Source organism: Marinifilum caeruleilacunae, from assembly GCF_013141825.1.
In the GTDB taxonomy this organism is placed as follows: domain Bacteria; phylum Bacteroidota; class Bacteroidia; order Bacteroidales; family Marinifilaceae; genus Marinifilum; species Marinifilum caeruleilacunae.
On record NZ_RZNH01000012.1, the window covers coordinates 1 to 21,883 of the forward strand.

Consider the following 21,883-nt stretch of genomic DNA (forward strand, 5'->3'; position numbering starts at 1 on the left):
AACACTTTCTAAAGGAACTGGAGGAGTATATAAATTACTACAATAATATTAGAATAAAGACTCATTTAAACGGATTGAGTCCGGTAAAATACCGAACTCAATATCATTAACTTATTTTATAACCGTCCAATATTTGGGGTTCACTTCATTGGAATTCGGCTTTTCTTATATTTTGTAAGCTTATTTTTTACATTTCTTTCAAACAAGCTTCGATATTGTCTTCGATTCTTGCTTTTACGCTTGTTGCTTCAGCTTTCACGAATTTTTCACCAATAATTTGCTCGTACAATTCGATGTAACGCTCAGAAATCTGATTGATTCTCTCTTCATTCATATCAGGAACTTCTTGTCCTTCCTTACCCTGAAATCCGTTTTCCATCAACCACTCACGAACAAACTCTTTCGACAATTGCTTTTGAGCTTCGCCATTTGCCAAACGCTCTTCGTAACCTTCTGTATAGAAATAACGCGATGAGTCTGGTGTATGAATTTCATCGATCAGGTAAATTTTACCATCTTTTTTACCAAACTCGTATTTGGTATCAACCAAAATCAAGCCTTTTTCAGCTGCAATTTCAGTTCCTCTTTGGAATAGAGCCAATGTGTACTCTTCCAATTTTGTGTAGTCCTCTTCCGAAACCAATCCCTGCGCTAAGATTTCTTCTCTCGAGATATCCTCATCATGACCTTCCAATGCTTTTGTTGTTGGCGTAAGAATTGGTTTTTCAAACTTTTGGTTTTCAACCATTCCTTCAGGAAGTGGCACACCACATAAAGTTCTTTTACCAGCTTTGTACTCTCTCCACGCATGTCCTGTAAGGTATCCACGAATAACCATCTCTACCATAAATGGTTCTGCAAGATGACCAACTGTTACCATTGGATCTGGAGTAGCAATTTTCCAGTTAGGAACAATATCAGCGGTAGCATCCAAGAAGCGTGCTGCAATTTGGTTTAAAACCTGTCCTTTAAAAGGAATTCCCTTAGGCAAAACAACATCAAATGCCGAAATACGATCCGAAACAACCATTGCAAGATATTCGTCGTTGATATTATAAACGTCTCTTACCTTACCCTTGTAAACATTTTTTTGATTCGGAAAATTAAAATCTGTTTTAACAATAGCTTCTTTCATTGCTCCAAAAAATTCAAATAATTTATAAAACGGTTTCCTTAAAAGCCTATAGTTTATAGCTATTAGGCCTGGTTATTTTTAAATTCAATGCGAAGATAGATAAAAGTAAGATTGTAAAAAAGAACAAATGTCGAATTTGTTACACAAAAATTTACTTGAACTTAGCAGTTTGAAAAACGAGCATAAAAATCAATATTTTCATGACTGATAAGTTTTACAATTATTCCTCTTTCTTTTTATCCTCAAGCTTCTTTTCTTTTATTTTTTGCTCTACCCTTTCGTCTTCTTTTTCGTAGGCTGCAACAATTTCTTTTACCAATCGATGACGGATAATATCCGAACTATCGAACTCAACCATGGCAATTCCTTTAATTTTTCTAAGGATTCTGAATGCCTGTATTAAACCAGATTGTTGTTTTCGTGGCAAGTCGATTTGGGTAATATCACCCGTAATCATAAATTTACCGCTGGTTCCCATTCGGGTAAGAAACATTTTCAGCTGTTTGGTAGTTGTATTTTGAGCCTCATCAAGAATTACAAATGCATCGTTTAATGTACGTCCACGCATATAGGCCAAAGGTGCAATCTGAATTACTTCTGCTTCCAAATAATCAGCCAGTTTTCGAGGAGGAATCATATCCAGCAAGGCATCGTAAAGCGGTTGCAAATAAGGATCGATTTTCTCTTTTAAATCGCCAGGAAGAAAACCCAGATTTTCTCCTGCTTCTACTGCTGGTCGGCTTAATATAATGCGTTTCACCTCCTGGTTTCGAAGCGCTTTTACTGCAAGAGCAATGGCTGTATAGGTTTTACCCGAACCTGCTGGTCCGACTGCAAACACCATATCATTTTTAGCCGCTTTCTCAACAAGCTTTCGCTGATTGGCTGTTTTTGCACGAATAATCTTCCCATTGTTCCCAAAAATAATTACGCTTTCAGGATCATCGGGATCCTGTATGCCTGGAGTATTTTCAAGGATAATGCGTTTGATATTGGAAAGAGTAAGTACATTGTATTGGTTGTAGTGCTGGATCAACAAATTCATTTTGTCCTCGAATACCTCGAGTATTTTATTCTCTCCGCTTGCAATGATCTCATTACCTCTTCCTACTATTTTTAGTTTAGGGAACATTTCCTTTATCACTTCAAGCTTTGCATTGTTAATTCCGTAAAATTCAAGAGGGTCAATTACCCCTAGCGATATACTCTTTTCAATCATATAATTTCATTACTTTTGAGCTCACAAATTAGTTATTAATTCTGATTTGTGACCTCATAACAAGTGAAAATTATCAAATAAAATTGCAATGATTATTCGATTTGTAAAACTTGAAATACAAAGCAAACACATTGAAGATTTTAAAATGCTGACAAGGAATGAAAAAGCTGATATATTGGCTTTCGAAGGTTGTTCACATTTAGAGGTTTTGCAGGATAAAAATAATCCATGTATTTTCTTTACAGTAAGCCATTGGGAATCGGAATTGGCCTTGAACCAATATCGGGAATCAGATTTTTTTCGTGGCAACTGGAATCAGGTAAAACAATGGTTCGCCAACAAACCAGAAGCCTGGAGTCTTGTGTAATTTTATTACCCCATTACATTTTCCTCATTAACGATATTTTTTACTTTATATTCAAAACTTATAGTATACAATAAATTTTTGTGTCTTTTTACAACTTTTAACCAAAGCATTCGTAAAGTAGTTTGGACAAATCATAAGATTGTTATTATTTAGCAACTCGAAAACGACTAGACAACCCAATACAACTACTTATTTACATTTATTTATGAATAAAGACATTAGACACATCAAGCAATTCTTTATTGCTACCAGTATTGGATTCATTTTTTTATTGGCATCTTCATTAATATGGAATATCCACGAAGAAAAACGAACAACCTACGAGCTGGCCAGAGTCGAAGCCATAGGAAATCATAATAAAGATCTTACTTTCCGACGCTGGGCTGCAATGCATGGTGGTGTTTATGTTCCGGTAACCGAACATATCAAACCTAACGAATATCTCGATTTTATTCCGGAAAGAGACATTACAACTGCCAGTGGTCAAAAGCTAACCCTAATTAATCCGGCTTACATGACTCGCCTGGCATTTGAACTTGCCGAAGAGCAAACCGGTGAAAAAGGGCATATCACCAGTCTGGACCCCTTACGCCCCGAAAACAATCCTGATGAGTGGGAAAGCAAGGCCTTACACTTATTCAAAACAGGCGTTAAGGATTACAGCAGCATCGAAATGATTGACAACAAGGAATACTTACGATACATGAGACCAATGGTGGTTGAAGAGGGCTGTATCAAATGTCATGAATCGCAAAACTACAAGTTAGGCGATATTTATGGTGGTATTAGTGTTGCCATTCCCATGGAAAAATACGCTCCTATTTTAAAAACCAAAATACTCGACTATGCCTATTCTCACTTGATTATTGCTATTGTCGGTATATTTTTAGGATGGTTGGCTTACCGAAGAACTTTACGATCGGTAAAAGAACGAAACCTTTCTCAGGAGAAAGTTTTGGCAAATGAAACACTACTAAAAGAAAAGAACAAAGAACTTACCTATGCGAAAGAAAAAGCTGAAGAGAGCGATCGACTGAAAACCATTTTTCTTCAGAACATGAGTCACGAAATCAGAACTCCAATGAATGCTATTCTTGGTTTCTCATCATTAATACCAAACGAGTTTGATAATCGACGAAAGTTAATTGAATATACAGATATCATTAATCAGCGAGGCAACGATTTGCTCTGTATTCTGAATGACTTGCTCGATATTTCCAGGATTGAATCGGAAAAGATTGAGATATATCCCGAACAGTTTGGCTTAAAAAATTTCCTCATGGAACTAAAGGCAATTGCCGAAGCCAATCAAAGCCGTTTCGATAAGCATCACATTCAGATTCTTGTGCCTCATCAAACCTGTGCCGAAAATATCAGTTTAAACACTGATAAGGGAAAACTAAACCAGATTTTTTCTAACTTAATCAGCAATGCATTTAAGTTTACACACGAAGGTAATATTGAAATTGGCTATAAAATAATCGACCAGGACATTCACTTTTTTGTATCGGATACAGGAATCGGAATTCCAAAAGAAGAATTAAATCATGTATTTGAACGATTCTCCCAGGTAGATCAGAGTATCAGCCGACAACATGAAGGAACAGGCTTGGGATTATCAATTGTTAAAGGACTGATTACACTCCTTAATGGTAGCATTAAAGTTGAATCGACTCCGGGAATGGGAAGTAAATTTAGCTTTTCAATCCCCATTGATGGATATCCGTTGGAAGAAAATATTCAAACAAAACTAGAATTTGAAGCACACTCATGATTTCCAATTACAAAACCGGCAAACTGCCCCCAAATTTTATGATGCTGGGGATTTTATTCCTATTCATCGGAATCGTAATAATTCTTGATGAAGGACTCGCCGGCATCATGTTTATTCTCCTGGCTTTGCCTTTTTTACTAACTCATTCTGGTTTGAGTATCGATTTGGAAAAACAACAAATCAGGAAGTTCACCAGTTTATTGGGAATTAAATTTGGTTCCTGGATCGATGTATCGGGAACCAGCAAACTTTTAATTGGAAAAATCAGGCAAAACAAAGGAATGGCTGTACTTTCAATTTCAAGAAACGAAATCAGCTTTACCTACAAGCTATACGCAATAATCGATAACCGACGATGCGAAATTGTTTCGGGAAATTACGATTTTGTTAAGGATGTGGCCAAACAAATATCAGATCGTACGGGAGCCCAAATTAAAAGTGCGGAAAAATAGTCTGGCTGCCTTTCAAATAAAAAAATCAAAAAGCGGTACAGCTGCAAAATACTTTTGTAAATTTGATTTTCGATTAGAACAAATGCAAAAGTATGGATAGAAAATTAAAAGCCTTCGAGCGCTTATTAGATATAATGGACCAACTTCGGGAAGGTTGTCCGTGGGACAAAAAACAAACTTTCGAAAGTCTTAGAACCCTTACCATTGAGGAAACCTACGAATTGGCCGATTCGATTTTGAAAGGCGATAAACAAGAAATCAAAAAGGAATTGGGCGACATCTTGCTTCACATTGTTTTTTATGCAAAAATTGGTTCGGAAACCAATGACTTCGACATTGCCGATGTGTGCGACGGAATTAGTGAAAAGTTAATCTATCGCCATCCCCATATTTTTAGCGATACCAAAGTTGCCGATGCCAAAGAGGTAGAGGAAAACTGGGAACAATTAAAACTAAAGGAAAAAGATGGAAACAAATCGGTTCTCGAAGGAGTTCCTCACTCCTTGCCTGCCCTTGTAAAAGCAAATCGCATACAAGATAAAGTTCGTGGCGTAGGCTTCGATTGGGACGAAAAAGAGCAAGTTTGGGAGAAAGTGAGTGAAGAGATGCAGGAGGTTGAAAACGAAATCAGAAATGGAGACCAGGACAAAATGGAACAGGAGTTCGGTGATTTGTTCTTCTCGCTGATTAATGCTGCCCGCTTGTATGGTGTAAATCCTGAAAATGCCCTGGAAAGAACCAACCAAAAGTTCATGAAGCGATTCAATTATCTTGAAAGTAAAACCTTAAAACAAGGTAGAAACTTAAAAGAGATGAACCTGGAAGAAATGGACGAAATCTGGGAAGAGGCAAAACAGTTTGACAAATAATATTTCTCTTGCCTGTATGTAAAGTAGCTTCAGTAAAATGTGTTAACTTTAAATACAGATCAGTTACACTTTAAGATTAGCCTTATGAACATACTTCAAATCATACCCGGATCGGGAGGAAGCTTCTATTGCGGAAATTGCTTACGCGATGATAAATTTTACCTGGCAATGAAAAAACAGGGACATCAAGTTACCAAATTACCCATGTACCTTCCCCTTTTCTCCGATGAACATGATTTGAACGAAGTGCCTGTTTTTTATGGGGCAATCAGCATTTATTTGAAGCAGCTTTACCCCATTTTTCAAAAGGCTCCTGCCTGGGTCGACAAGTTGTTGAATTCGAAACCAATGCTTAAACTCGCTGCAAGCATGGCCGGTTCTACCAGTGCAAAAGGATTGGAGGAAATGACCATTTCGATGCTCATGGGCGAAGAAGGCAAGCAAAAAGAAGAATTGCACCGCATGGTAAGCTGGATGGCTGAGCATCTGCAACCAGATGTAATTCATTTATCGAATGCGCTCTTGCTTGGCCTGGCGCCAAAGTTACGCGAAGAATTTCCTAATGCAGTAATTGTTTGCTCCTTGCAAGATGAAGATGTATGGGTTGATGCCATGAATGACTCCTTTCGGGATAAAATTTGGAAACTGATGAGTGAGAAAGCAGAAGCAGTGGATGGTTTTATTGCGGTTTCTGATTTTTATGCAAAAGTCTCACTGGCAAAAATGGACATCCCAGAAAGCAAAGTTTTCATCAACCATTTGGGAGTTGAACCTACAGATTACCAGGTAAAATCCTTTAAAGAGAAAAAACGAAACATTGGATACATTTCAAGAATGTGCGAAGCCAATGGCTTTGATATCATCATTGATGCTTTTATCCTACTAAAGAAAGATCAGGAGTTTGAGGATGTAATTCTGGTTTTAACTGGTGGATCGACTGGTGATGACAAGGGAATTTTAAAGGAAAGTGAAAAGAAATTAAAAAAAGCAAAGCTTTGGAATGAGGTAGAATTCCATGAAGATTTCGATGGAATTGGACGACACGATTTCTTTGGTAAAGTACAAATGATTTCTGTTCCTGTTCGCAATGGCGAAGCTTTTGGACTGTACCTTTTAGAAAGTATGGCATCGGGTGTTCCTGTTGTACAACCAAAATTGGGTGCATTTCCCGAGATTGTTGAAAAATCGAAGGGTGGAATTACATTCGATCAAAACAACAGCGAAGCACTTTGTACTGCTTTAAAAGAGTTACTTCGCGACCAGGAAAAACTGCAAGAATTATCGCTTAGCTGCCGAAATGGAGTTGAGAAAGAGTTCAACATATCCGGGCAAACCAAAAACCTGCTAAACATTTACAATCAACTTACTAGAAATTAATTCATTTTCATAAAAATTCAATCTACTACAAAACAATTGCTATATTTATGGTAATAATTACTATTTTATTATCGTAAATACTTAAAACCCTATGCAATGAGTAGAGTAAGACTTGAAATAGATGGAATTCGAATTTATCGTCCCAAAAAGAACTGGAAACTATATTTCGTGGTGGTTGCCGACCATCCTAGCGAAAAGGATAAAATGATTGTTAGCACCATTCCCCAGGAACCCTTTAAATTAAGCAAGCGACACGAGAACGAGTATTTTTTTGATACCGATCAGGAAGGATCGGAAGGCTTGTACATTTTGAGTAGGGAAATGCCCAAAGACAGGGAGTTGAATGTTCACATCTATTTGCGCCATACCCGGAAATCGAATCGAAATTTAGGCGAAATATTGGCAGATATTGAAAATGGTATTGCTGGCGAAGCTTTTGGTATTGTTACTGATATTGTAGGAGCTGCAACTGTTCCGTGGTTGGTGATTTCGAAAAAAGCAGTTTCGTTGGTAGGAAAAATTCTAAAAGATATTCCCGACAGAGATTTTGGATTTGTGAGTGCCTTTGAACGATTTGGGGATGAGTTTGAGACACAAACCGAAATTGACAGAGAAAAGGATTTTACCGGAGATGCTTCCTTAATTTACAGTTGGTCGATGGAAGAGTAATAAAAATTACATGATGATAAAAAAAGAACGCAAAGCATAATTCCTTTGCGTTCTTTTATTTTTATAATGTTTTTCAAATCATTTTAATGATATAAAAATCTCTTGATTTTGTGAGTTGCTGTTTTTTGGAAAGGATCGACATGCGCAACAACCATTTGTACCTGCGAGAATTTATTGACACGAGAATTTACATAAACCTGTAACTCTGCAATCAACTCATCAACGGTATGATCTACATAGCCTTCCACTTCTTTCTTAAGATGTTTGTACTGTTGCTCAAGCTCCTCATAATTAAAGTGAACCATGGCCACCAGCTTTCCTTTCTTCTCTACCACAATCGACTCCACAACATGCTTAAAGTTGTTGATTACCGATTCAATTTCTTCCGGGTAGATATTCTCACCACTCGCACCAACAATCATATTCTTAAGTCGACCTTCAATGTACAAGTAATTGTCTTTATCCATCTTAGCCAAATCGCCAGTTTTAAACCAACCATCTTCGGTTAAGACTTCTTTGGTTTTTTCAGGTTCTTTGTAATAACCCAACATTACATTATCGCCTTTGGCCCAAACTTCTCCAATCTGGGTTACAGGATCAGGATTATGAATTTTTAGTTCCACACCCATTAATGCCGGCCCAGTTGATTGAAACCTGGTTTTCGATGGTCCTATACCTGCCAGTAATGGTGCGGTTTCGGTTAAACCATACCCAATGGCATATGGAAATTTTGCTTCACGTAAAAATCGCTCAACATTCGAATTTAACTTGGCACCACCAATTCCAAAAAAGGTCAGTTCTCCACCAAAAGTCTGCATGAGCTTCTTCCCTGCTATTGCATTTAATCTTTTCCTGAAAAATGGAATCTTATATAAAAACCTGGTGATTGCTTTCGAATTGATCGACTGAAGAACTTTTCCCTGGTAAATTTTCTCAATAATAAGTGGAACAGAAAACATTACCGTTGGTTTAACCTCTTTAAACGCCGAAATCAGCAATGAAGGAACCGGGGTTTTACCCAGGTAATAAATACATGCTCCTGCAATCATTGGAATTACATAGCCCAAAGTATTTTCGTAGGTATGAGATAGCGGAAGAATGGATAAAAAACGATCCTTTTCATCGATTGGATGAATGGTTTTTGCTCTGCTAGCATTTGAACAAATGTTCTTGTGCGAAAGCATTACTCCCTTCGAATTTCCTGTTGTTCCAGAGGTATAGATTATGGCAGCCAAATCGTCTTCCTCAACCTGGTATTCCATCTGCGATTGAACAGAGGAATCGAACTGACAAGCCACAGCTTCCCCAATAATTGAATAATCTTCGATTGCAATTTTATACTGAAGACTCTCAGCCTTGATATTGTCCAATTTTGGAAGCAAGCCATTTGAAACCAATATTACTTTAGCTTCCGAATGTTGTAAAATATTCTCTATTTCGCTTAGGCTAAAATCGGGCAACATTGGCACAACAACTGCGCCCATAAAAACAGTTGCATAATAAGCCATACCCCAATTGGGCATATTGGTACTTAGAAGTGCAACTTTATCGCCTGGTTTTATCCCAAGCTTCTCGTAAAATGCGATTAAAGATTTAATGGTTGAATCAACTTCCTTGTAGGTTAAAGGATTTTGTCCCACTAGAGCCATTGCGTTACAGTTTCCATACTTTTTAACCGTAGTTTCAAACAAAGCTGGAAAGGTAAACTTATTAATGTTTTCCATTTTTTTGGTCTTAAGGTTGGAGCAAGCACTATGCTTATAGATAGGAATTATAGTTGTTTGCTCTAACGCAAGATATAAAAAATATGATTTGAGCCGGAATTTTAAGGCTTTAAGAAGAGATTCTAATCGATATTTTGAATGGTGCAAAAGCTTCTGCCCATTGCATAAACACCTAATATTAGGAGCATAAGAACCGATCCCTATTCAATTCCAGTTCTTAAAGTTTTTAATCATATTAATCTTGAAATTATTCTTTTTTTAATACATTTATTGATCTAATCAGAGACATTACACGCTATAGAGTGAATTTCTTATTCACTCAATTCAGATGTTTGTTAAAATCAATTGACAATTATTAAAAGCCATAACTCAACACTATGAAACGTCGTCATTTTTTATCGGTATCTGCCATTGCAGCTACCATGCTATCCGGATTTGGCCTTACAGCTTGCAAGAATACTGAATCAAATCAGAAAGAAACAGAGCAGCCTAACTTCAACAAGTTTCCTTTTAACGAAAAAAGCATTTCGGAACTTCAAAAAATGATGGAGAGTGGAGATCTCAGCTGCGAGGAACTGGTTATTGCTTTTATGGACAGAATTGAACAAATCGATAAAAACGGCCCAAGTTTAAACTCGGTAATTTCGATTAATCCTGATGCCCTACCCCTTGCTAGACAGCTCGACGAGGAGAGAAAAAATGGTCAGTTAAGAGGTCCTTTACATGGCATTCCTATAATGCTTAAAGACAATATCGACACAGCAGATAAAATGATGACAACCGCTGGTTCTTTTGCTTTGGAAGGCAATTTTGCCAGCCAAGATGCTTTTATCGTAAAGAAACTTAGAACAGCTGGTGCCTTAATTTTGGCCAAAACCAATTTAAGTGAGTGGGCCAATTTTAGAAGCACACGCTCGTCTAGCGGATGGAGTGGTAGAGGTGGACAAACCCATAATCCTTATGTAATTGATCGTTCTCCATGTGGTTCGAGTTCTGGTTCGGGCGTTGCTGTAGCCGCAAATTTGTGTGTGGCAGCTGTTGGAACAGAAACCGATGGATCGGTAGTTTGTCCTTCGGGTCAGAATGGCATTGTAGGTATTAAACCTACCTTAGGATTGGTGAGCAGGTCGGGAATTATTCCAATTGCCCACTCGCAAGATACGGCTGGTCCTATGGCCAGAACAGTTTCGGATGCTGCAATTTTGTTGAGCGCGATGACTGGTCCTGATCAAAAGGATGACATTACTGTAAATGATGAAAATAAGCCTAAAGAATATGGTTCTAATCTCAATAAAGATACTTTAAAAGGCAAACGCATTGGTGTGGTTAGAAAGCTCATGGGCTTCCATTCAGAAGTAGACAAAATTATGGAGCAGGCCTTTGAAGATATGAAACAAGCTGGAGCGGAGCTTGTTGATGTTGAACTTGAAAACCTGCACCAGTATGGCAACGAAGAGTATCAGGTTTTGCTGTATGAGTTTAAACACGACCTTAACAAGTACCTTAGCCAATGTAAATTCCCAATTGTAAAAAGCCTGGATGATATTATCAAATTCAATGAGCAATACAAAGATTTGGAAATGCCTTGGTTCGGACAGGAAATCATGGAAATGGCAAATCAGAAAGGCGATTTGAATGAAAGTGAATACAAGGAAGCACTGGCAAAATGTAAAAAACTGGCTGGAGAAGAAGGAATTGATTTAACACTGAAAAAACACAAGCTAGATGCTTTGGTAGCTCCAACAAATGGCCCTGCCTGGAATATCGATCTGATTAATGGCGATCATTTTGGTGGTGGAAGCAGTCAGGCTGCTGCAGTTTCAGGTTATCCAAACATTACCATTCCTGCAGGTTTTGTTCACAGTCTTCCTATCGGGATATCATTTTTTGCCGAAGCTTTCTCTGAAGAAAAATTAATAAACATAGCCTACTCTTACGAGCAAAATACAATGCACCGCAGACCACCTGAATATTATTCCACAATTATGCAGTAAGAATTAGTTTAGCGAAGAATTACATGGAAATTGTAGTGTAAAGGTAGTACCAAGTCCTTCGCGACTTTCTACCTTTATGCTTCCTTTGTGTAATTGTACCAGTTCTTGCACAACGCTCAATCCCAAACCCGTTCCCTGCTCTCCTCGTACTCCGGCTTTGCTTTGAGTAAACGTTTTTTTGGTAAATAGTTGATCTACCAAAGATTCTGACATTCCGATTCCCGAATCTTTGATTTCAATGTGTATGTTTGTGGCATTTTGAGAAGCATTCAAACAAATCGTTCCATTTTCATCGGTATATTTAATGGCATTTGATATGATATTCATCAGCACAATCCTGATGATATCAGGATCAACAAATACAGAATTCACAGTATTTTGAATTTGTAATTCAATATGGTGCTGATTTACTTCAATCTCATAAAACTCGTACAATTCCTTCATGATATCATTAAAATCGCTTTCCTGAGGATTAAATTGAATTTTACCTGCTTGCGAGAGCGACCATTGCAGTAAACTTGTGAGTAATTTTAAACCTTCTACCGCTGCCTGGTTGATGTATTTTGCGAATCGTTTCGATTTATGGTAATCTTCTTTATCAATTTCCAAAAGCAGTAATTCACTAAAGCCAATCAGCGAATTAAAGGGATTTTTCAAATCATGAGAAATAACCGAAAATAGCTTGTCTTTACTCTGATTCATCTCTTCCAATTTCCTGCTGATTTTTTTATTGGTTCGATACCTCCATATCATTACAGCAATTACCACAACCATTAGTAAAATAACAATTACGAGATTTTGTTCTAACAACTTGTTGGTTTGTAACTCTTGTTCGGTATGCAGTAAATCATTCTGAACTTCGAAACTACGTTCCATCTCGTTGATAATTTCGAACTGCTGCAAGGATAAAACCGAATCGTATAAAACATGAAATTTCTCTGAGCTTAAAGTAGCATGTTCAAAGTCGCCCAGTATTTTATAAAAATCTATATACGATTTAGAAACTTCAATCATTTGCCTGTTTACACCAAGTTTCAAAGCGGTATTCATTGCATATGTCAGATACTTTTCGCCTTCCTCTCGATTTCTTTTATACGCATTAACCAGTGCAATCCCAATATAATTATCGACCAGTCCAAATTCATGATTTTGTTTTCGGTTTAGATGTAAAGCCTTGGTATAATAATCCAAAGACTTTTCGTATTCACCCTGGATTAAAAAGATATTGGCCATACCGTTTAAACAAAAAGCAGCATATCTGTGTTTTTCATTTCCCAGGCTCATTGCATAGGACTTCTGATAATAGCTCATGGCTTCATTCAGGTCGCCCATGGCTTCATGCGTTCGGGCAACTTCACGATAAACTGAACCAACACCAATCTCATTACCCGTACTTTTCCATATTTCAACCGCCTTGTTGAAATAATTCAAAGCTGAATCAAAATCTTTATTCTCCCGATATACCAACCCTACATTTACGAATGCATACGATTTTCCGGCTGGATGATTCAATTTTTCAAACAAATCGACCGATTGAATTGAATATCTTAAAGAAAGAGGCACATTCCCGGTCATCAGGTATAAATCGCCCAAATTGTTATAGGAATAGGCCAATTGAATGGAATCCTTCTGCTGTAAGCTGTATTTTAAAGCATTTTGAAGATTAGGAATAGATTCTTTTGTTTTGTACAGATAATGGAGCTGAATCACACCAATGAATCCGTAAATTCTCGGCAACTCACCATTCAACTTATATTCCAAGGCTAGATCCAATGCTTTTTGTCCAAGAATTAGTGCGCTATCAGAATGTAATTCTCTTAATCGCCAACACTCATTGCTTAAGTTTTGCACTTCCTCCACTACTTCTTTTTCAGTAAACAACTGGCTTACAGTCTTTCCTCCCGACTGACTCATAAGATCAGCAGAAGTTAGGATACAAAAAGAAAATAAGAGAAATAACCACTTTAATGGCATATGGCAAATGATTTTATCAGGTTAAATGACAGGTAACAATGGCATCTTACGCAATACAAAAATAAAAGTTGAATCGAAACTACATTTATGCTTTGATCTATTATTCAATTTATTTTACGAAAGGAAAACTTAGCCACCAGAATGTTCGCTTTAAGATAAAAAAGAATGACCAAAAACACGAAAGCATTTTTGGCCATTGGAATCTGGAATCTATTTTTTACCAACTTTTTAATCTTACACCTACATAAAAGGTTCTTGGAGAACCTGGTCCGTACACATAGTTACTGTCCCTGTTTTTACCACTGTCAAAATCATCCTGGTATGCATTGGTGATATTCTTAATACCGCCAAATAGCTCCAAACCCGAATCAACTTGCTTTAATTTAAAGGTATACGACAGCTTTAAATTTAACTCTGTAAACGAATCTGATTTTTTATACTCGTCAATGCTCTGTTCTGGAGCTCCACCAAAGTGAGCCAGAATCATCGGCCCAGTATAAACACTGCTTAAAGTTGCATTGAACTTTGATGATGGCATGAAAGACAAACTAGCATAACCATACTTTTCGGGAGTTCTTAAAAACTCACGCTTGGCCTCTAATCCCTCAATGTTCTCAACAGCTTCGTCGAACTTGCTCGACTGTAATGTAAAGCCTGCTTCGAATTGTGCCAACCTGTTATAGTTTGCACGCAATTCCAAAGTAACACCTTGTACTTTTGCTCCCGATCCATTTCTTTTTTCGAAGGTTTCTCCCAACTCATCTTCGCCTAGTGGTTCCAGGTAAAATGCATCATCCAACTTGGTGTAAAATCCTTCAAGGGTAAAACCAGCAATCCATTTTTCGGTTGCTTTATCGTAATTAATCGATCCACTCAAAGAGTGCGATCTCTCCTCTTTCAAATCATCAGCCAGGATAATTCTTGATATTCCTCCACCTGCAAAGGCAATGTGCATATCGGAATCAAAAGCCTGTGGGGCTCTAAAGCCTGTTCCCCAGGTCAATCGAAATTGTGTATTGGTTTTATACTTGTACAGAAGCGATAAACGCGGACTAAGAATGGCTTTGTCTACAAGGTTATGCTTATCTACACGTATCCCGGCAAGGAAATTCAGATTTTTACGTACTTCCCAATCCGACTGCAAAAATCCACCAAAGTTTTTAGTGGTTTGATCGGTACCATATTGGTAAGCCGGAATTGAATCCAAAACATCATCGTACATGTATTCTGTTCCAATCGTTATCACATTTTTTCCACCTAAAAAATCATTTAATCTATGGTTTAACTGCGTACCAAACTGCAAGGTTGTATTTTCGGTATCGCCGTAAGGAGGATTGCTTAAGTGCTGATCTATTTCATCCTGATCATCAGGAAAAATTCCCGTGTAATGATCTCGTTCTGTATATTGACCAGCTGCATAAGCAATAAAAGATGAGTTGTCTTCATTAAAGTTGATTTGATAATCCAATCCGGCCATTAAGACATCATGTGTTCTATCCTCAGATTGTTTGGCTAAATGTGCTGCTTTATCAACTATTTCGCCACCATACCTGTACTCATGCAAACTGGTAAAGCTCAATTCAATTTTCTGATTTTCTGTTGGTTTATAAAATAGGTTGGCACCAAAGGAGTTATTTTTTAACTCTGGCAACTCAGAGTAATTGTCTCCATTTGCATCATATGCATTTCTTGTACGGCGATTCACATATATGGATGCCCCGGCATTTCGTTTCTGATTCAGCATACTGATATTTCCATTCATGATTACATCAGTTTCATTGCCATCGATAAACTGAGTGGTTATGCCAAAGTCATAACTTGGCTGATTGGGAATTTTTGTAATTATATTTACAGTTCCTCCAATAGCACTGGAACCGTACAATGCCGATCCACCGCCTCGCACAACCTCGATACGCTCAACCATATTGGCTGGTATCTGCTCCATACCATACAAGCCGGTTAATGGACTAAAAATAGGACGCCCATTAATTAAAATCTGCGAATAACCACCTCCTAAACCATTCATTCTAAGCTGTGTGTAGTTACAAGTCTGGCAATCGGTTTCAACACGCAAACCTGGCTGAAAACGTAAACCTTCGGATATATTACACGCCTGAACCTGATCCAGGGCTTTACTCTCGAGAACATTTACAATTACAGGAGATTCTGTTTTGCGCTTAAATGTTTTTGTTCCTGTAACCACCACATCATCAAGTGCCATAACCTTCTCTTTCAAAATAAAGTTAACCTCAATGGTTTTGCCGGCCTCAACTACTATTTTTTGGCTTGAATTTTCATAACCAATCGATTTTGCCACTATGGTATGCTCGCCCACAGGCAAATTCACCAACAGATAGTGACCCGTATGATCGGTAGTAATCCCTAATGTTGTTCCTTCAAGGTATATGCTCACAAATGGAATGTGCTCTCCACTCTGTTCCGATTTTACATCACCAAAAACATTGGCATCCGTTTTCTGCGCTACAAGATGTTGATACATCGCTAAAAAGCAGAGAATTAAAAAAGTGTGTCTAAGTAGTTTCATTATATTATTGTTTTTATTTTTTTAACATAGATATTATTTGAGAATTCTTTTGGAATAATAATTTGTCTTCCTTGAATTGCAATTTCTGTTAACTTGTTATTCGCATATTGCTTTACCAATTGAACTTCACTTCCAATTTCCAATTGATTGTCCTGGCAAAAATTGTAAAATTCCTCATCGTCACTCACCAGTCTAACGATCTTATAAATTTGGCTTTCTTCAGCCTTAAAAAGAACAAGGCTATCCTTTTCAGAATCTACAAATCCAAATACATTTGGAATAGGATCACCATGAGGATCAAAATTTGGTTTTTCCAGGTAGTTCCATAAAATATCAGCCATTCGGTCCGAAGTTGCATGCTCCAACTTTTCTGCCTCAACATGAATTTCATGCAAAGACATGTTAAAGGTTCGGTAAAGAAAAGTTTCCCAAAGACGGTGTTTGCGAATTACCTGAAGAGCAATCCTCTCACCTTTGGGGGTTAAATTCAATGGTCTATACTTCTGGTATACAACCAGATTTTTCTCTGACAACTTGCGAGCCATATCTGTTGCCGCAGCATTACTAATACCCAAAGCGCTGGCGATTGAACCAGGTTTGGTATCGCGTGCTTCCAGATTACAAAAGCAGTATATGGTTTTTAGAAAGTTCTCAATCGAAGACGACATTATCTATTTTTTTAAGCTTACTTAAATCTTAAATTAAATATACTAAATTATTTCTTATTTAGACTAAATTAATTTACAATTTTATTTATCATGCACTTTCTTCTTTTAATATGATCTCACACTAAAATCCCTACATTTGCAAATCAATCTGAAAACTACAGCATGGAAAATTCCAAAAACTCCAGTATTGGCTATATATATGCATTGCAAGCTTTTTTTGCCTGGGGAATATTGCCCTTGTTCTGGAAGCTATTGAGTGATATTCCTGCTCTCGAAGTATTGGCTCATCGAATTTTCTGGTCTTTTATTTTTCTATTGCTTTTTATACTGATTAAGAAGCAAAAGCGAATTGTCGATCTGCTAAAGCAGAAAAAAACAAGAAACAGTCTGATTGTATCATCTTTGCTTATTGGCGGAAACTGGGGATTATTTATTTATGCTGTCAATATCAATCAGATTGTTGAAGCGAGTTTGGGTTATTACATTAATCCCATTGTTAATGTTCTACTGGGAATGATTATCCTGAAAGAAAAACTGGATAAATTAAAAAGCATTGCACTAATTATTGCCTGTATTGCAGTAATTTACCTCACCATCGACTATGGTAAATTTCCATGGATTGCCATAATTTTAGCTGGTTCGTTTGGTTTTTATGGTTTGGTGAAGAAAACTGCCGGGATCGAAGCCATTCCAGCTTTAACGGTAGAAACATTTATTTTAGCTCCATTTGCAGCAATATCCATAGGCTGGCAACTGTTTGATGGTACAGGAGCCATATTTGTTGGTAATATCTCAACTGATATCTACCTTATTTTAACAGGAATTGTGACCACTCTGCCATTGTACTGGTTTGCCAAGGGCGCGCAACGAATCCCCCTTTCGGCTATTGGTTTTATGCAATATATTGGTCCAAGCCTTATGCTATTAATTGGTGTTTTTGTGTACAATGAACCCTTTAGACGAGAACAAGCTATTGCTTTTGGCTTAATTTGGTTTGCATTGGTACTTTACTCATTTTCAATGGTCAGAAACACCAAACAAAAGACAAAATCCAATTAAGGTTGATCACCTAAGCCTTGGTTGCCTGAATCAAATACATATTTCCAAGCCTGATTTTTCCCCTTTTTCCATATCGATACATAGGTTCCTTTCATTATGGTATCGGGTGTGGTATATTTATAAATTCCATATGTATATCCCAGTTCACCTGATTTGGCCACATCGGCAAAAATAGGTTTCCAACTGAGTGATACACCGGCTGTTTTACCTTCAGGAAAAAGATTCTTGATTTTTTCCCTCCCAATAATTGGATAGGAGTTTTCTCTTAATATTACCGCTGAATCATGAGCAAATGCAAAGAATGCTTCTCTCACCCCATTTTGAATTGAATAATCGGAAAATTCCTGGTCAACATTCATGATTTCCTGTTTGGCTTTCTCTAAATCTGCCTTCGATTCACAAGCAGAAAGCAGGATGCCAATTAAAAGGAGAAAATTTACTTTTCTTATTGCCAATTTCATACATTAGTGGTGTTTTAGAAACTATAGATTTAATTACAAAGTAAATTACTTATTTTCACACAATAAAACCTAATTGCGATTACAATGTTATTGAAAAAATTATCGACAAAACTTGAGATTTCGAAGGTACAAAAGGAGCAAATCTATTCAAATTCACAATTCGAAAGTCTAATTGTAAGCATTGAAAAAGGCGTGGAAGTTCCACCACAGCCAGCACCTGCCAATGCAGGTCTTTATGTAATTAAAGGAAAATTAACTTTCGATATTGAAGGCAATATACACCAGGTAGAAGAAGACGACTTTTTTTCATTTGAAAAGGGTCAAATGCATGGTTTAAAAGCTGAAGAAGATTCTAAGTTTTTAATTTCAAGAATTCTACCGGAATAGAGTAAAAAAAAAGCTTGATCAGAATTCTGATCAAGCCTTATTTTGAATTGATGTAATGAACTACCTGTTAAGGCATTCTTATTGATAATCCTAAACTAATAAAAAAATCTGGAGAAACCTTGCTCAAACCAATTCCAGTTGAAAAATCCAACTGTAAATTATCTGATACAGCGTAAGTTAATCCTCCATCCCAACGGTGATCGTTCTTTCCTTCACCAGGCAAAAAACCATAAAGTTCAGCATAAGCTCCCACCTGTTCTGATATGGACAAGCCGATTACTGCTGCATACATCCAGACAGCAAAATCTTCTTCTTTTGCCCCACTCCACATCACACCAAAGTTCGCGCCAAGACTCATGGCTTGATTCAATGTATAATCAGCATTAATACGGATATCTGCGCCTAAGTTATCATTCTCGAATGCCGAACTGCCTGTATTTGGTATTGCTAAAGTGGATAAAAGAGCCAATTGAGGAGATTGCTCACTTTCGGCAAGCAATAAAAACTTTGCTCCTGCAGTAAGAGGGCCAAAACCACTCTCATCGCTATCGCCTCCATCGAGAGATTCATATGAGCCCAAATATTGAAAGCCCAATCGTAATTCAATATTCTCTACCAAACCATATCGCAATAGCGTGGTATTATAGCTCACATTGTTTAGATTGGCATTCACCTTTTCAAATGAGAATCCCGACTCTACCTGAAAAGATTTTATCGACATCACACTGGCAGATTCGGCCTGTCCTGGCCGATCGGTTACCATTTGAACTGTTTCCTGGGCATAAACTCCACCACTTAAAAGGATGAAATATACGAGAATCTGAAATTTATACATCGTAAATATTAAATAGGTTAGGAAACTATTCTTGCTCCTGAAGATTTGAAATACAATTACGAGCTTTGGCTTCATTCTCTTCTTCCACAAACAAATCAACTGTATCTGGTGTTCCACCAATACCTACAATTGTTCCAGAACTAAACTCATCTTTCAGAAGAGAAGGAATACCAATTTCTTCCAATCTTTCTTTATAATATTTTACATTCACCATCGATCCCGTATATACGCAAACTAAATTCGTTCCATCTGTCATAAGCTGTAATTTTAATGATTTATGTTTCTTTCTAAGATAGAGAAATTCCACAAATGTTCCTATTCTATTAAACTTTAAATAAAACGATAAAAAATTTTTTGAAGGCTTCACATTAATTTTTAATGGAATGGGACATTTGTCCGTGTTTCTATGTAATTTCAATCGTAGATTTGCCATAACAAAAGCTGCACACTATGAATTATCTGGAACTGGTTCAAAAAAATGCCGATGGAATACTACATGGAGCATGGGAGGAAGTCACGCTCGAAGCCGATCGATTTGTTCTCGAACAAGGTGATCCATCGCTTTACTGCCACATTTTGCTGGAAGGAAAAGTGAAGGTTTTCCACACCACTACAACGGGACAAAGCTTTCTGTTTGGAATATTCGACCAGCCACAACTTTTTGGACATCTTGAAATTCCAACCGGCGATGCTTTTTTCAATTCAGTCTTATGTTTGAGTAAATGTAAACTACTTAAAATTACAAGGGAAACCTATCTAAACTGGTTAAAAAAGGATAGTGAATTTGCCATGAAAGTAAATCTTGATCTTTGTTCTAAGCTAATGAACACATCCTACCGTATGGTCGAGGACAATTATTTTCCCTTGGAGTATCATTTAATCAAGTTCATTATAGACAGCAGCGATAATTTCAATTTGCAAAGCATTGAGATTAACAAAACGGATTTGGCCAATTATTTTGGAACAAATGTAAGAAGCATTAACAGACTTTTGAAACAACTAAGCAACAATGAATTAATATCCTTAAACAAAAACAAATTGGATATTATTAAGCAACACGAATTAAATACCTTAATTAAAAAATACTTCTGATGAAGAGGATAGATATCAACAGTTGGGAAAGAAAAACTCAGTATGAATTTTTTAAAGATTTTGAAGATCCATTTTTTAGTGCAACTTCCAATATCGATTGTACGAATTTGTATTTGAGTGTCAAAAAATCAGGAAAATCTTTTTTTACTGCTTACATGCACAAAGCACTTAAGGCACTGAACGAAATTCCGGAATTTTGCACCAGAATTGTTGATGATCAAATTATTCAATTCGGACAAATCAATGGGTCGACTACAGTTTTTAAGGAAGATCACACCTTCAGTTTTTGTTATTTCGACTATATGGAAGATTTTGAAAGCTTTTCGCTGGCAACAACAGCTTCCATTAACAAAGCAAAACATTCGAATTCCCTGAAAACCATCCAAAACCTTGATTTGATTTATGTTTCGGTTATTCCATGGCGAAGTTTTACCAGTTTAAAACATCCACGGAGTGGCGATAAAAAAGATTCTGTACCCAGAATTGTATTTGGAAAAGTATTTGAGCAGAACGGTAAATTCATGATGCCGGTTACTGTGGATGCGCATCATTCATTGGTAGATGGTTTTCATGTGAGCAAATTCTTTAATCGATTCGAGGAATTATTGATTATAATTAGGTAGCAAACACTTTTACCTATAATTTCATTATGATATGAATTTTATGGGCAAAAGTGTTTTTTATCACTCAAATTTTCCCAATAATCATGAATAATTGAGCATTGAAAACACAAATTTACATTCTGTTCAAATTATTTTAGAAAATCTTAATATAATTTCATTAGGTCGCCCAAAAAACTTATTTTAGAAGATGAATTAAGGGGAGCCAAAATGAATAAAATCAAAAACAAAACTATCCTTGTTGTAGAGGATGAAGAATTCAACCGCATTTACTTCGAAGAATTACTCAATCAAATTAATTGTAAGGTAATTGTAGCTAACAATGGTGTTGAGGCAATTGAAATCTGTCAAAACAATTCTAAAATTGATTTGGTTCTAATGGATATTAAAATGCCATTAATGAATGGTTACGAAGCCACAAAAGAAATTAAAAAAATACGACCAAATCTACCAATTATAGCACAAACCGCTTTTGCCTTGTTGGGCGATAAGAAAAAATCATTGGATAATGGTTGTGATGACTATGTTGCCAAACCGGTAAAAAAAGATGTTTTAATTAAACTTATCAGCAAGCATTTGCAATAAACCTATTTTCTTCATCTCATATTTTAAGTTTTTATAACATTCTCGCTATTGTATTTCAGACTAAAAAGTATTTTATT

At 36.8% G+C, this 21,883-nt stretch carries 22 protein-coding genes; 13 read left to right on the forward strand and 9 right to left on the reverse strand.

What is annotated here, in order from left to right:
* A partial coding sequence (locus ELS83_RS08905) for an IS3 family transposase (protein WP_171595199.1) occupies positions 1–110 on the forward strand: 110 nt, incomplete at its 5' end.
* 77 nt (positions 111–187) lie between these two features.
* Here the strand turns inward: ELS83_RS08905 and ELS83_RS08910 are convergent.
* Positions 188–1,135, reverse strand: coding sequence for a phosphoribosylaminoimidazolesuccinocarboxamide synthase (locus tag ELS83_RS08910; RefSeq protein ID WP_171595200.1), 948 nt, complete (start codon positions 1,133–1,135; stop codon positions 188–190).
* A gap of 220 nt (positions 1,136–1,355) precedes the next feature.
* Positions 1,356–2,354: a PhoH family protein gene (locus ELS83_RS08915; RefSeq protein WP_171595201.1), complete on the reverse strand. Its 999-nt coding sequence runs from the start codon at positions 2,352–2,354 to the stop codon at positions 1,356–1,358.
* A gap of 88 nt (positions 2,355–2,442) precedes the next feature.
* On the opposite strand from ELS83_RS08915, the gene ELS83_RS08920 reads away from it, so the two are divergent.
* From ELS83_RS08920 to ELS83_RS08945, 6 genes are all read left to right on the forward strand, one after another.
* A complete protein-coding gene (locus tag ELS83_RS08920) occupies positions 2,443–2,721 on the forward strand; it encodes a putative quinol monooxygenase (protein ID WP_171595202.1) in 279 nt (92 codons plus the stop codon).
* A gap of 205 nt (positions 2,722–2,926) precedes the next feature.
* Positions 2,927–4,495, forward strand: a complete 1,569-nt coding sequence (locus ELS83_RS08925) for an ATP-binding protein (protein ID WP_171595203.1) — start codon at positions 2,927–2,929, stop codon at positions 4,493–4,495.
* Positions 4,492–4,947, forward strand: coding sequence for a hypothetical protein (locus ELS83_RS08930; protein ID WP_171595204.1), 456 nt, complete (start codon positions 4,492–4,494; stop codon positions 4,945–4,947). Before ELS83_RS08925 ends, ELS83_RS08930 begins: the two co-directional genes overlap by 4 nt.
* 92 nt (positions 4,948–5,039) lie before the next feature.
* Positions 5,040–5,816 (forward strand): nucleoside triphosphate pyrophosphohydrolase, encoded by a 777-nt coding sequence (gene mazG, locus ELS83_RS08935; protein ID WP_171595205.1) that lies wholly within the window; start codon positions 5,040–5,042, stop codon positions 5,814–5,816.
* An 84-nt stretch (positions 5,817–5,900) separates the two neighbouring features.
* Positions 5,901–7,193 (forward strand): glycosyltransferase family 4 protein, encoded by a 1,293-nt coding sequence (locus ELS83_RS08940; protein ID WP_171595206.1) that lies wholly within the window; start codon positions 5,901–5,903, stop codon positions 7,191–7,193.
* 96 nt (positions 7,194–7,289) lie between these two features.
* Positions 7,290–7,862, forward strand: a complete 573-nt coding sequence (locus ELS83_RS08945) for a hypothetical protein (RefSeq protein WP_171595207.1) — start codon at positions 7,290–7,292, stop codon at positions 7,860–7,862.
* Between the two features lie 83 nt (positions 7,863–7,945).
* Here ELS83_RS08945 and ELS83_RS08950 read toward each other — a convergent pair whose 3' ends face one another.
* Positions 7,946–9,586: an AMP-binding protein gene (locus tag ELS83_RS08950; RefSeq protein ID WP_171595208.1), complete on the reverse strand. Its 1,641-nt coding sequence runs from the start codon at positions 9,584–9,586 to the stop codon at positions 7,946–7,948.
* 377 nt (positions 9,587–9,963) lie between these two features.
* On the opposite strand from ELS83_RS08950, the gene ELS83_RS08955 reads away from it, so the two are divergent.
* Entirely contained in the window at positions 9,964–11,580 is a 1,617-nt protein-coding gene (locus ELS83_RS08955) for an amidase (RefSeq protein WP_171595209.1), read from the forward strand.
* A 3-nt stretch (positions 11,581–11,583) separates the two neighbouring features.
* Here the strand turns inward: ELS83_RS08955 and ELS83_RS08960 are convergent, their stop codons facing one another.
* From ELS83_RS08960 to ELS83_RS08970, 3 genes are all read right to left on the reverse strand, one after another.
* The gene (locus tag ELS83_RS08960) at positions 11,584–13,494 is read right to left on the reverse strand and encodes a tetratricopeptide repeat-containing sensor histidine kinase (protein ID WP_171595210.1); all 1,911 of its coding nucleotides are present in this window, start codon (positions 13,492–13,494) and stop codon (positions 11,584–11,586) included.
* Positions 13,495–13,771: 277 nt separating this feature from the next.
* Positions 13,772–16,099, reverse strand: a complete 2,328-nt coding sequence (locus ELS83_RS08965; protein WP_171595211.1) for a TonB-dependent receptor — start codon at positions 16,097–16,099, stop codon at positions 13,772–13,774.
* On the reverse strand, positions 16,099–16,767 hold the full coding sequence (locus ELS83_RS08970) for a metal-dependent transcriptional regulator (protein WP_171595212.1): 669 nt from the start codon (positions 16,765–16,767) through the stop codon (positions 16,099–16,101). Before ELS83_RS08970 ends, ELS83_RS08965 begins: the two co-directional genes overlap by 1 nt.
* A 162-nt stretch (positions 16,768–16,929) precedes the next feature.
* Between ELS83_RS08970 and rarD the strand changes: the two genes are divergently transcribed.
* Positions 16,930–17,826: an EamA family transporter RarD gene (gene rarD, locus ELS83_RS08975; RefSeq protein WP_171595213.1), complete on the forward strand. Its 897-nt coding sequence runs from the start codon at positions 16,930–16,932 to the stop codon at positions 17,824–17,826.
* On the opposite strand, the gene ELS83_RS08980 is transcribed toward rarD, so the two are convergent.
* Positions 17,823–18,287, reverse strand: a complete 465-nt coding sequence (locus ELS83_RS08980; RefSeq protein WP_171595214.1) for a YybH family protein — start codon at positions 18,285–18,287, stop codon at positions 17,823–17,825. The two genes, rarD and ELS83_RS08980, sit on opposite strands and share 4 nt — an antisense overlap.
* A gap of 84 nt (positions 18,288–18,371) precedes the next feature.
* Between ELS83_RS08980 and ELS83_RS08985 the strand changes: the two genes are divergently transcribed.
* The gene (locus tag ELS83_RS08985; protein ID WP_171595215.1) at positions 18,372–18,674 is read left to right on the forward strand and encodes a cupin domain-containing protein; all 303 of its coding nucleotides are present in this window, start codon (positions 18,372–18,374) and stop codon (positions 18,672–18,674) included.
* A gap of 67 nt (positions 18,675–18,741) precedes the next feature.
* On the opposite strand, the gene ELS83_RS08990 is transcribed toward ELS83_RS08985, so the two are convergent.
* A complete protein-coding gene (locus tag ELS83_RS08990; protein ID WP_171595216.1) occupies positions 18,742–19,509 on the reverse strand; it encodes a transporter in 768 nt (255 codons plus the stop codon).
* 25 nt (positions 19,510–19,534) lie between these two features.
* Positions 19,535–19,765: a putative signal transducing protein gene (locus ELS83_RS08995; protein ID WP_171595217.1), complete on the reverse strand. Its 231-nt coding sequence runs from the start codon at positions 19,763–19,765 to the stop codon at positions 19,535–19,537.
* A gap of 194 nt (positions 19,766–19,959) precedes the next feature.
* On the opposite strand from ELS83_RS08995, the gene ELS83_RS09000 reads away from it, so the two are divergent.
* The 3 genes from ELS83_RS09000 (at position 19,960) to ELS83_RS09010 (ending at position 21,806) form a co-directional block, all read left to right on the forward strand.
* Complete coding sequence (locus ELS83_RS09000) at positions 19,960–20,601, forward strand: Crp/Fnr family transcriptional regulator (protein ID WP_171595218.1); 642 nt, start codon at positions 19,960–19,962, stop codon at positions 20,599–20,601.
* Positions 20,601–21,224: a chloramphenicol acetyltransferase gene (locus tag ELS83_RS09005; protein ID WP_171595219.1), complete on the forward strand. Its 624-nt coding sequence runs from the start codon at positions 20,601–20,603 to the stop codon at positions 21,222–21,224. Before ELS83_RS09000 ends, ELS83_RS09005 begins: the two co-directional genes overlap by 1 nt.
* A gap of 207 nt (positions 21,225–21,431) precedes the next feature.
* Positions 21,432–21,806, forward strand: coding sequence for a response regulator (locus ELS83_RS09010; protein ID WP_171595220.1), 375 nt, complete (start codon positions 21,432–21,434; stop codon positions 21,804–21,806).
* The last annotated feature ends 77 nt before the right edge of the window (positions 21,807–21,883 follow it).